Here is an 11,373-nt window from a genome sequence, read left to right on the forward strand (position 1 = left end):
CCGAGAACACCCCATGCAGCTCTCTTCGCTCACTGCGGTTTCCCCTGTTGACGGCCGCTACGCCGGCAAAACCCAGGCCCTGCGCCCTATTTTCAGCGAATACGGCCTGATCCGTGCTCGTGTTCTGGTTGAAGTGCGCTGGCTCCAGCGCCTGGCCGCTCACCCTGCCATCAGCGAAGTGCCGGCGTTTTCCGCCGAAGCCAACGCTGTGCTGAACACCCTGGCGGAAAACTTCTCCCTGGAGCACGCCGAGCGTGTGAAAGAGATCGAGCGCACCACCAACCACGACGTCAAAGCCATCGAATACCTGCTCAAAGAGCAAGCGGCCAAGCTGCCGGAACTGGCCCAGGTCAGCGAGTTCATCCACTTTGCCTGCACCAGCGAGGACATCAACAACCTGTCCCACGCCCTGATGCTGCGCGAAGGCCGTGATGACGTGATGCTGCCGCTGATGCGCCAGACCGCCAACGCCATCCGCGAACTGGCGATCCGTTTCGCCGACGTGCCGATGCTGTCGCGCACCCACGGCCAACCGGCCTCGCCGACTACCTTGGGCAAAGAACTGGCCAACGTGGTGTATCGTCTGGAGCGCCAGATCGCTCAAGTCGCGGCCGTGCCGCTGCTGGGCAAAATCAACGGCGCCGTGGGCAACTACAACGCCCACCTGTCGGCCTACCCGGAAATCGACTGGGAAGAAAACGCCCGCGCCTTCATCGAAGACGAGCTGGGCCTGGGCTTCAACCCGTACACCACGCAGATCGAACCGCACGACTACATCGCCGAGCTGTTCGACGCGATTGCGCGCTTCAACACCATCCTGATCGACTTTGATCGCGATATCTGGGGCTACATCTCCCTGGGCTACTTCAAGCAGCGCACGATCGCCGGTGAAATCGGTTCGTCGACCATGCCGCATAAGGTCAACCCGATCGACTTCGAAAACTCCGAAGGCAACCTCGGTATCGCCAACGCCCTGTTCCAGCACCTGGCCAGCAAGTTGCCGATCTCGCGCTGGCAGCGTGACCTGACCGACTCCACCGTACTGCGCAACCTCGGCGTGGGCTTTGCCCACAGCGTGATCGCCTACGAAGCCAGCCTCAAAGGCATCAGCAAGCTTGAGCTCAACGCGCAAAAAATCGCCGCTGACCTGGACGCCTGCTGGGAAGTGCTGGCTGAGCCGATCCAGACCGTGATGCGTCGCTACAACATCGAAAACCCGTACGAGAAGCTGAAAGAGTTGACGCGCGGCAAGGGCATCAGCCCTGAGGCGCTGCAAACTTTCATCGATGGCCTGGACATGCCAGCCGCTGCCAAGGCCGAGCTGAAACTGCTCACCCCGGCCAACTACATCGGCAACGCTGTAGAGCAAGCCAAGCGCATCTGATCAGCGCGCAACCCTTTGAGACGCCCGGCCGCGCCGGGCGTTTTTATTCCTGTCTTAAAAGTGCTTTCTTTCAATAGGTTACACATGAATCCTGATATTCCTCTTCAACTTCTGGGCGGCATCACGGCACGGGAATTCCTGCGCGATTACTGGCAGAAAAAACCGCTGCTGATCCGTCAGGCCATCCCTGATTTCGAAAGCCCGATCGACGCCGACGAACTGGCCGGCCTGGCCCTGGAAGAAGAAGTTGAATCGCGCCTGGTGATCGAGCACGGCGAGCGCCCATGGGAACTGCGCCGCGGCCCGTTCGCCGAAGATGCGTTCAGCACGCTGCCAGAGCGTGAGTGGACCCTGCTGGTGCAGGCTGTCGACCAATTTGTACCCGAAGTCGCCGAATTGCTCGGGCACTTCCGCTTTCTGCCCAGCTGGCGCATCGACGACGTGATGATCAGCTTCGCCGCACCCGGCGGCAGTGTTGGCCCGCATTTCGACAACTACGACGTGTTCCTGCTGCAGGCCCAAGGCAAGCGCAACTGGAAAATCGGCCAGATGTGCAATTCCGAAAGCCCACTGCTGCAACACGCCGACCTGCGCATCCTGGCGGAATTCGAACAGAGCGAAGAATGGGTGCTGGAACCGGGCGACATGCTCTACCTGCCGCCACGCCTGGCGCACTTCGGCATTGCCGAAGACGACTGCATGACCTATTCGGTGGGCTTCCGCGCACCGAGCGCAGCCGAAGTGCTGACCCACTTCACTGACTTCCTCAGCCAGTACCTGACCGATGAAGAGCGCTACACCGACGCCGACGCTCAGCCGGTCAGCGACCCGCACCAGATTCAAGCGGACGCACTCGACCGCCTCAAAGATCTGCTGGCCGAGCACATGAGCGATGAGCGCATGCTGCTGACCTGGTTCGGCCAGTTCATGACCGAGCCGCGCTACCCGGAACTGGTCGCCGGTGAAGAGCTGGGTGAAGAAGACTTTATCAGCAGCCTGGAAAACGGCGCGATTCTGGTCCGCAACCCGAGCGCGCGCATGGCGTGGTCGGAAGTCGACGACGACGTGTTGCTATTCGCCAGCGGCCAGAGCCGTTACCTGCCAGGCAAACTGCGCGAACTGTTGAAACTGGTGTGCTCGGCCGACGCCCTGCACAGCGAAAACCTCGGCACTTGGTTGGCCGACGAAGACGGTCGCGACCTGCTGTGCGAACTGGTCAAGCAAGGAAGCCTGGGATTTGCCGATGAATAAGATTCACGTAAGTGTCGCGGACTGGCAAAAGGATATCGCTGAGATTCGGCGCATTCGTGAGGCGGTGTTTATCGCTGAACAATCGGTTCCACCAGAGCTGGAGTGGGATGCGGATGACGCCGACGCAATGCATTTTCTTGCATTCGAAGGCGATTTTCCGATTGGCACCGCTCGCCTGCTGCCCAGCGGCGAGATTGGTCGCGTGTCGGTACTCAAGGACTGGCGCGGCCTGAAGGTCGGCGACAAGCTGATGGAAGCTGTGATCGGCGAGGCCGAGAAACGTGGCCAGACCAGGCAGTTTCTGAGTGCTCAGGTGTATGCAGCGCCGTTTTATGAGCGGCTGGGTTTCAAGATCGTCAGTGACGAGTTCCTGGAAGTCGGGATTCCGCACGTTGATATGGTGCGCGAGGGTTAATTCGAGACCGAGTCGCCCTTATCGCAGGCAAGCCAGCTCCCACATTTGGAATGCATTCCCCTGTGGGAGCTGGCTTGCCTGCGATAGCGCCATCAGCAACACCCAAAATGCCCTGCCATGCCAGGGCATTTTGCCGTCTACGATTCAACTTGCGACCTGCCAGGCCGACAAACTGGCACTATCACGCCTAATTGACTCGCAGAGATAACGGACATGTCCCTACGCACCCTGCTCACCGCCCTCCTCCTCACCGCCAGCGCCTGCGCCATGGCCGACACTGAAGTCGTCAACCTGAGCAACCGCACCAGCGCCGACCTGCTGCCGGTGGCGCAGAACTTCATTGGCAAGGACGGCACCGTCAGCGCCTACGGCAACCAACTTATCGTGAACGCCGACCCCGGCAAGATCCGGGACCTGCGTGCGTTGCTGTCGCAACTGGACACACCTGCCAAGCGCCTGTTGATCACCGTCGACAGCAACGAAAACAACCAGCAAAACTCCGGCGACAGCCAAACCCGCATCATCAGCTACGGTACCGCCAGCCGCGATGGCGGCATCCAGCAGATCCAGGCCAGTGAAGGCGTGCCCGCGCTGATCCAGGTCGGCCAAAGCGTACCGCTGACCACCACGCAACCTGACGCCTACGGCCGCCCGCAAAACCAGACCCAGTATCGCAACGTCACCCAGGGCTTTTACGTGACTGCCAGCGTCACAGGCGAGACCGTACACCTGGCCATCAGTACCAACCGTGACCGTCTGAGCCAGGAACGTCCCGATGTAGTGAATGTGCAAAGTACCGACACAACCGTCAGCGGCCGACTGGGCGAATGGATCCCACTGGCGGGCATCAATCGCGAAACCCAGGCCGATAAATCCTCTACAACCCGCAGCTACTCTACTCAGGGCCACGACGACCTGACTTTGCGGGTCAAGGTCGACACGCTGAACTAAAGCACCAAAATCTGACTGGCGAGTCGCATTAGACTAAAGATGTAGTGCTTTAAAAAAAGCACTACAAAACATTTGACGAGCCAAAAAAGCCTGTGCATGATGGCCTCGCTCCCGCTAATCAGGGGCCCTGGCAAGGGCCTTCGGATCGCCGCTCTAAGCTACCCACCTGAGCCGATTCGTGTCTGTACCGCCCACAAGGTGTGTTTGACTTTGGTTGCGACTGGAACGAAGTTGTCCCGAGGGACGGAAGCTAACCAGGTAACCCGGCTACACACTGATGGATCGTACCAAGGCCCACGATGCCCGAAGACTGTTCGCAGTTTGCCCCTACCTGCTCAATTCCCCCTCTCGGCAATCGTTCATCCCGTCGCCTTCCCCGCCAAACCAGACTTGACCACCTAAGCTTCTGGTCAGCGAGCAGCCACAACCACGCAGTTAATACGTGGCTGGCAAATGGAATTCTCCACCTAGACCTATGCGACGAGGTTTTTCCCCATGGCACTGACACGCGAACAGCAAATTGCAGCCCTTGAAAAAGACTGGGCTGAAAACCCACGCTGGAAAGGCGTAACCCGCGCTTATTCCGCTGCTGACGTCGTCCGCCTGCGTGGCTCGGTTCAACCTGAGCACACCTTTGCAAAACTCGGCGCCGAGAAGCTGTGGAAGCTGGTCACCCAGGGTGCCAAGCCGTCCTTCCGTCCCGAAAAAGATTTCGTCAACTGCATGGGCGCCCTCACTGGCGGCCAGGCAGTTCAACAGGTAAAAGCCGGTATCCAGGCGATCTACCTGTCCGGCTGGCAAGTGGCTGCGGACAACAACTCTGCAGAATCCATGTACCCCGACCAATCGCTGTACCCGGTGGACTCCGTGCCAACCGTGGTCAAGCGCATCAACAACTCGTTCCGCCGCGCCGACCAGATCCAGTGGAAAGCCGGTAAAGGCCCGGGCGACGAAGGCTACATCGACTACTTCGCGCCAATCGTGGCTGACGCCGAAGCCGGTTTCGGCGGCGTACTCAACGCCTACGAACTGATGAAGAGCATGATCGAGGCAGGCGCTGCCGGCGTGCACTTTGAAGACCAGCTGGCGTCGGTTAAAAAATGCGGCCACATGGGCGGCAAGGTACTGGTTCCGACCCAGGAAGCCGTGCAGAAGCTGACGGCTGCTCGTCTGGCAGCTGACGTTGCCGGCACACCGACCATCATCCTGGCCCGTACCGATGCCAACGCAGCGGACTTGCTGACCTCGGATTGCGACCCGTATGACCAGCCGTTCGTGACTGGCGAACGTACCCAGGAAGGTTTCTATAAAGTGCGTGCCGGTCTCGACCAGGCGATCGCCCGTGGCCTGGCCTACGCGCCGTACGCCGACCTGATCTGGTGCGAAACCGCCAAGCCGGACCTGGACGAAGCGCGTCGCTTCGCCGAAGCGATCAAGAAGGAATACCCGGACCAGCTGCTGTCCTACAACTGCTCGCCTTCTTTCAACTGGAAGAAGAACCTGGACGACGCGACCATCGCCAAGTTCCAGCGCGAACTGTCGGCCATGGGCTACAAGCACCAGTTCATCACCCTGGCCGGCATTCACAACATGTGGCACAGCATGTTCAACCTGGCGCATGACTACGCCCGCAACGACATGACCGCCTACGTGAAGCTGCAGGAGCAAGAGTTCGCTGACGCCGCCAAGGGTTACACCTTCGTGGCGCACCAGCAGGAAGTGGGCACCGGCTACTTCGACGACATGACCACCGTGATCCAGGGCGGCACCTCGTCCGTGACCGCGCTGACCGGTTCGACCGAAGAAGAGCAGTTCCACTAAGTAGCGAGTACACGGCCAGCGCGGCCCCACGGAAGACCTAACCGCACTGCCGCTTGATCTGACGCCCCGACTGGTTCGGGGCGTTTTTTTGCCCGCTTGAAAACACCACACGCCTACTGTGGGAGCTGGCTTGCCTGCGATAGCGGTGGGTCAGTGGCAGATTTTTCAACTGATCCACCGCTATCGCAGGCAAGCCAGCTCCCACCTTAACTGTGTCCAGCCCTAGGGTTTTGCGCAAAACATTGACCCAGAGCGGTATTTGCCTGAATCAAATCAGTTAAAAGATCCCCTCCAGCAACTAGCTGCAATCACGCAAGTAACAACAACTTCCCGCGCCACACGAGAAACATTCGCTTAAACCCCACGCAAACAATATTCATTATCATTTAGCCCATGAAAACTTCTTTACAGCTTAAACAAAACACATTTGATTAAATGCCCGCTAATGCCCGGCCCACAAGGGCTACAGCCCCAAGAAGGTGCACTATGTGCTTATTCCATCGAATAATTTCGCTATAGGAATTTTACTTGCCCGGTGTTTAGCCATAAAATCACCGCGATTGATTGCGCTGCGACATATCGTCACTGCATCGTTACTTTTTCGAGCTCAGAGACCTTTGCTCTCTGTTAAGGATTTCCAGCATGACCGAAGCGACAGGACTCATGGCCCACAACTGGGGCTTTGCCATTTTCCTCCTCGGTGTTGTCGGCCTTTGTGCCTTCATGCTCGGCGTCTCCAGCCTCCTCGGGTCAAAAGCCTGGGGCCGCAGCAAAAATGAACCGTTCGAGTCCGGCATGCTGCCTACAGGTGGCGCCCGCTTGCGGCTCTCAGCCAAATTCTATCTGGTCGCGATGCTGTTCGTGATCTTCGATATCGAAGCCCTCTTTCTCTTTGCCTGGTCTGTGTCCGTCCGCGAAAGCGGCTGGACCGGATTCGTCGAAGCCCTCGTTTTCATAGCAATTCTGTTGGCAGGCCTTGTCTACCTATTCCGAGTGGGCGCCCTTGACTGGGCTCCGGAAGCTCGTCGTAAGCGGCAAGCGAAGCTGAAACAATGAGGCTTTGGCGATGCAATACAATCTCACCAGGATCGACCCGGATGCTCCTAACGATCAGTACCCTATCGGCGAACGGGAAACCGTTTCCGATCCGTTAGAAGATCAAGTCCACAAAAACATCTACATGGGCAAACTCGAAGACGTGCTGAGTGGCGCGGTCAACTGGGGGCGTAAAAACTCCCTGTGGCCGTACAACTTCGGCCTTTCGTGCTGCTACGTGGAAATGACCACCGCCTTCACGGCGCCCCACGACATCGCGCGCTTTGGCGCCGAAGTTATCCGGGCATCACCGCGCCAGGCGGATTTCATGGTTATCGCCGGCACCTGCTTTATCAAGATGGCGCCGATCATTCAGCGTCTCTACGAGCAAATGCTCGAGCCAAAGTGGGTTATCTCCATGGGTTCGTGCGCCAACTCCGGTGGCATGTACGACATCTACTCCGTCGTTCAAGGGGTGGACAAGTTCCTGCCCGTGGACGTCTACGTGCCTGGCTGCCCGCCTCGCCCTGAAGCTTTTCTGCAAGGCTTGATGCTGTTGCAGGAGTCGATCGGCAAGGAGCGTCGCCCGCTTTCCTGGGTTGTCGGTGATCAAGGCGTTTATCGCGCCGAGATGCCGTCACAAAAGGAACAGCGCCGCGAACAGCGTATCGCAGTCACCAACCTGCGCAGCCCCGACGAAGTCTGATCCAGCACCGCTTCTTTTATAGAACGAAAACCTGGCTTCATTCTTTACGTTGACCGAAAGCGATAAAAAACCATGACTACAGGCAGTGCTCTGTACATCCCGCCTTATAAGGCAGACGACCAGGACGTGGTTGTCGAACTCAATAACCGTTTTGGCCCTGACGCCTTCACCGCCCAGGCCACACGCACCGGTATGCCGGTGCTGTGGGTGGCGCGCGCCAAGCTCGTCGAAGTCCTGAGCTTCCTGCGCAACCTGCCCAAGCCGTACGTCATGCTCTATGACCTGCATGGCGTGGACGAGCGTCTGCGCACCAAGCGTCAAGGCTTGCCGAGCGGCGCCGATTTCACCGTGTTCTACCACTTGATGTCGCTGGAACGTAACAGCGACGTGATGATCAAGGTCGCCCTCTCTGAAAGCGACCTGAGCGTCCCGACCGTTACCGGTATCTGGCCGAACGCCAGCTGGTACGAGCGTGAAGTCTGGGACATGTTCGGCATCGACTTCCCGGGCCACCCGCACCTGACGCGCATCATGATGCCGCCGACCTGGGAAGGTCACCCGCTGCGCAAGGACTTCCCGGCGCGCGCCACCGAATTCGACCCGTTTAGCCTCAACCTCGCCAAGCAACAGCTTGAAGAGGAAGCTGCACGCTTCCGTCCGGAAGACTGGGGCATGAAACGCTCCGGCACCAATGAGGACTACATGTTCCTCAACCTGGGCCCGAACCACCCTTCGGCTCACGGTGCCTTTCGGATCATCCTGCAACTGGACGGTGAAGAAATCGTCGACTGCGTGCCGGACATCGGCTACCACCACCGTGGTGCCGAGAAGATGGCTGAGCGTCAGTCGTGGCACAGCTTCATCCCCTACACCGACCGTATCGACTACCTCGGCGGCGTGATGAACAACCTGCCGTACGTGCTCTCGGTCGAGAAGCTGGCCGGTATCAAGGTGCCGGACCGCGTCGACACCATCCGCATCATGATGGCCGAGTTCTTCCGGATCACCAGCCACCTGCTGTTCCTGGGTACTTATATCCAGGACGTTGGCGCCATGACCCCGGTGTTCTTCACCTTCACCGACCGTCAGCGCGCCTACAAGGTCATCGAAGCCATTACTGGTTTCCGTCTGCACCCGGCCTGGTACCGCATCGGCGGCGTGGCGCACGACCTGCCGAACGGCTGGGAGCGCCTGGTCAAGGAATTCATCGACTGGATGCCCAAGCGTCTGGACGAGTACCAGAAGGCTGCGCTGGACAACAGCATCCTCAAGGGTCGTACCATCGGCGTTGCCGCCTACAACACCAAAGAGGCCCTGGAATGGGGCGTCACCGGTGCAGGCCTGCGTTCGACCGGTTGCGATTTTGACCTGCGTAAAGCGCGTCCGTATTCCGGCTACGAGAACTTCGAATTCGAGATTCCGACGGCCGCGAATGGCGATGCCTACGACCGTTGCATCGTGCGCGTCGAAGAAATGCGCCAGAGCCTGAAGATCATCGAGCAGTGCATGCGCAACATGCCGGCCGGCCCGTACAAGGCGGATCACCCGCTGACCACGCCGCCGCCTAAAGAGCGCACGCTGCAGCACATCGAAACCCTGATCACGCACTTCCTGCAAGTTTCGTGGGGCCCGGTAATGCCGGCCAACGAATCCTTCCAGATGATCGAAGCGACCAAGGGTATCAACAGTTATTACCTGACGAGCGATGGCGGCACCATGAGCTACCGCACCCGGATTCGCACCCCAAGCTTCCCGCACTTGCAGCAGATCCCTTCGGTGATCAAAGGCGAGATGGTCGCGGACTTGATTGCGTACCTGGGTAGTATCGATTTCGTTATGGCCGACGTGGACCGCTAAGCATGAACAGCACGCTTATCCAAACAGATCGTTTCACCTTGAGTGAAACCGAGCGCTCGGCCATCGAGCACGAGCTGCATCACTACGAAGACCCGCGCGCGGCGTCGATCGAAGCCTTGAAGATCGTCCAGAAGGAACGTGGCTGGGTGCCGGACGGCGCCCTCTACGCCATCGGCGAACTGCTCGGCATCCCGGCCAGCGACGTTGAAGGGGTGGCGACGTTCTACAGCCAGATCTTCCGTCAGCCGGTCGGCCGCCACATCATTCGCGTGTGCGACAGCATGGTCTGCTACATCGGTGGCCACGAGTCGGTGGTCAGCGAGATCCAGAACAAGCTGGGCATTGGCCTGGGCCAAACCACTGCGGACGGCCGCTTCACGCTGCTGCCGGTGTGCTGCCTGGGCAACTGCGACAAGGCGCCGGCGTTGATGATCGACGACGACACATTCGGTGACGTGCAGCCTGCTGGCGTCACCCAATTGCTCGAGGGCTACCCATGACCCTTACATCTTTCGGCCCGGCCAACCTGATCAAGCGTTCGCCTGAAACCCACCCGCTGACCTGGCGTCTGCGTGACGACGGCGAGGCGGTATGGCTCGACGAATACCAGGCCAAGAACGGTTACGCGGCAGCGCGCAAAGCTTTCGCCGACATGGCCCAGGACGATATCGTCCAGACCGTCAAAGACGCCGGCCTTAAAGGCCGCGGCGGTGCAGGCTTCCCCACTGGTGTTAAGTGGGGCCTGATGCCCAAAGACGAATCCATCAACATCCGTTACCTGCTGTGCAACGCGGACGAGATGGAGCCGAACACCTGGAAAGACCGCATGCTGATGGAGCAACTGCCCCATCTGCTGATCGAAGGCATGCTGATCAGCGCCCGCGCGCTGAAAACCTACCGTGGCTACATCTTCCTGCGTGGCGAATACACCACCGCCGCCAAGCACCTCAACCGTGCCGTGGCAGAAGCCAAGGCTGCAGGCCTGTTGGGCAAGAACATCCTCGGTTCGGGTTTTGACTTCGAACTGTTCGTGCACACCGGCGCCGGGCGTTATATCTGCGGTGAAGAAACCGCACTGATCAACTCCCTCGAAGGCCGCCGCGCCAACCCGCGCTCCAAGCCGCCCTTCCCTGCCGCCGTCGGCGTGTGGGGCAAGCCGACTTGCGTGAACAACGTTGAAACCCTGTGCAACGTGCCGGCGATCATCGCCGACGGCGTTGACTGGTACAAATCGTTGGCCCGCGAAGGCAGCGAAGACATGGGCACCAAGCTCATGGGCTTCTCCGGCAAGGTCAAGAACCCTGGACTGTGGGAGCTGCCGTTCGGCGTCACCGCACGCGAGCTGTTCGAGGACTACGCCGGCGGCATGCGCGACGGCTACACCTTGAAAGCCTGGCAGCCAGGCGGCGCCGGTACTGGCTTCCTGCTCCCTGAGCACCTTGATGCACAAATGTATGCCGGCGGCATCGGCAAGGTCGGCACCCGGATGGGTACGGGCCTGGCGATGGCGGTGGACAACACCGTGAACATGGTCTCGCTGCTGCGCAACATGGAGCAGTTCTTCTCCCGCGAATCCTGCGGTTTCTGCACCCCGTGCCGTGACGGCTTGCCATGGAGCGTGAAGCTCTTGATGGCGATCGAGAAAGGTGAAGGCCAGCCAGGCGACATCGAGACCCTGCTGGGTCTGGTCGGTTTCCTCGGCCCAGGCAAGACCTTCTGTGCTCACGCACCGGGCGCCGTGGAGCCATTGGGCAGCGCAATCAAATACTTCCGCTCGGAGTTCGAAGCCGGCATCGCGCCTGTCAGCGCCGCCGTCCCGCCTCTGGCAAGGCCGATCGTAGTCGGCGCGTAACGCTTTAAAGGGCGAAGGGTCCGTGCCCTTCGCTTTCTCATGGGCTGACGCCGTAAAGGCTGTGTTGATGCCCATGAATAACAAGATTCCATTAGCCACGC

Annotated in this window: 10 protein-coding genes; all 10 read left to right on the forward strand. The window is 59.5% G+C overall.

The features are described 5' to 3' along the window. The first annotated feature begins 13 nt into the window (after positions 1–13). The 10 genes from purB to nuoF all read left to right on the forward strand — a co-directional run bounded on the left by purB (position 14) and on the right by nuoF (position 11,272). A complete protein-coding gene (gene purB, locus K0H48_RS11450; RefSeq protein WP_017737156.1) occupies positions 14–1,384 on the forward strand; it encodes an adenylosuccinate lyase in 1,371 nt (456 codons plus the stop codon). Positions 1,385–1,468: 84 nt separating this feature from the next. Continuing rightward, a complete protein-coding gene (locus K0H48_RS11455; protein WP_219267543.1) occupies positions 1,469–2,635 on the forward strand; it encodes a cupin domain-containing protein in 1,167 nt (388 codons plus the stop codon). After that, a complete protein-coding gene (locus K0H48_RS11460; protein WP_110624452.1) occupies positions 2,628–3,050 on the forward strand; it encodes a GNAT family N-acetyltransferase in 423 nt (140 codons plus the stop codon). The genes K0H48_RS11455 and K0H48_RS11460 overlap by 8 nt, the downstream gene beginning before the upstream one ends. Positions 3,051–3,263: 213 nt before the next feature. Further along, positions 3,264–4,001, forward strand: coding sequence for a secretin N-terminal domain-containing protein (locus K0H48_RS11465; protein WP_219267544.1), 738 nt, complete (start codon positions 3,264–3,266; stop codon positions 3,999–4,001). A gap of 495 nt (positions 4,002–4,496) precedes the next feature. After that, the gene (gene aceA / locus K0H48_RS11470) at positions 4,497–5,822 is read left to right on the forward strand and encodes an isocitrate lyase (protein ID WP_003219577.1); all 1,326 of its coding nucleotides are present in this window, start codon (positions 4,497–4,499) and stop codon (positions 5,820–5,822) included. Positions 5,823–6,464: 642 nt separating this feature from the next. Next, positions 6,465–6,878 carry an NADH-quinone oxidoreductase subunit A gene (locus tag K0H48_RS11475; protein WP_003219575.1) on the forward strand — a complete coding sequence of 138 codons (414 nt, stop codon included), beginning with the start codon at positions 6,465–6,467 and terminating at the stop codon, positions 6,876–6,878. Between the two features lie 10 nt (positions 6,879–6,888). Continuing rightward, on the forward strand, positions 6,889–7,563 hold the full coding sequence (locus K0H48_RS11480; protein WP_012724951.1) for an NADH-quinone oxidoreductase subunit B family protein: 675 nt from the start codon (positions 6,889–6,891) through the stop codon (positions 7,561–7,563). 72 nt (positions 7,564–7,635) lie between these two features. Beyond that, positions 7,636–9,420: an NADH-quinone oxidoreductase subunit C/D gene (nuoC, locus tag K0H48_RS11485; protein WP_110624449.1), complete on the forward strand. Its 1,785-nt coding sequence runs from the start codon at positions 7,636–7,638 to the stop codon at positions 9,418–9,420. Positions 9,421–9,422: 2 nt separating this feature from the next. Beyond that, positions 9,423–9,920 carry an NADH-quinone oxidoreductase subunit NuoE gene (nuoE, locus tag K0H48_RS11490; protein WP_138814944.1) on the forward strand — a complete coding sequence of 166 codons (498 nt, stop codon included), beginning with the start codon at positions 9,423–9,425 and terminating at the stop codon, positions 9,918–9,920. Continuing rightward, on the forward strand, positions 9,917–11,272 hold the full coding sequence (gene nuoF / locus K0H48_RS11495) for an NADH-quinone oxidoreductase subunit NuoF (RefSeq protein ID WP_219267545.1): 1,356 nt from the start codon (positions 9,917–9,919) through the stop codon (positions 11,270–11,272). The genes nuoE and nuoF overlap by 4 nt, the downstream gene beginning before the upstream one ends. The last annotated feature ends 101 nt before the right edge of the window (positions 11,273–11,373 follow it).

Origin of the sequence: Pseudomonas sp. Xaverov 259 (assembly GCF_019352915.1) — a bacterium.
Taxonomy (GTDB): Bacteria; Pseudomonadota; Gammaproteobacteria; order Pseudomonadales; family Pseudomonadaceae; genus Aquipseudomonas.

Coding starts and splice junctions, on each gene's coding strand:
- purB (WP_017737156.1), top strand. CDS start 14: ATGCAGCTCTCTTCGCTCACTGCGGTTTCCCCTGTTGACGGCCGCTAC.
- K0H48_RS11455 (WP_219267543.1), top strand. CDS start 1,469: ATGAATCCTGATATTCCTCTTCAACTTCTGGGCGGCATCACGGCACGG.
- K0H48_RS11460 (WP_110624452.1), top strand. CDS start 2,628: ATGAATAAGATTCACGTAAGTGTCGCGGACTGGCAAAAGGATATCGCT.
- K0H48_RS11465 (WP_219267544.1), top strand. CDS start 3,264: ATGTCCCTACGCACCCTGCTCACCGCCCTCCTCCTCACCGCCAGCGCC.
- aceA (WP_003219577.1), top strand. CDS start 4,497: ATGGCACTGACACGCGAACAGCAAATTGCAGCCCTTGAAAAAGACTGG.
- K0H48_RS11475 (WP_003219575.1), top strand. CDS start 6,465: ATGACCGAAGCGACAGGACTCATGGCCCACAACTGGGGCTTTGCCATT.
- K0H48_RS11480 (WP_012724951.1), top strand. CDS start 6,889: ATGCAATACAATCTCACCAGGATCGACCCGGATGCTCCTAACGATCAG.
- nuoC (WP_110624449.1), top strand. CDS start 7,636: ATGACTACAGGCAGTGCTCTGTACATCCCGCCTTATAAGGCAGACGAC.
- nuoE (WP_138814944.1), top strand. CDS start 9,423: ATGAACAGCACGCTTATCCAAACAGATCGTTTCACCTTGAGTGAAACC.
- nuoF (WP_219267545.1), top strand. CDS start 9,917: ATGACCCTTACATCTTTCGGCCCGGCCAACCTGATCAAGCGTTCGCCT.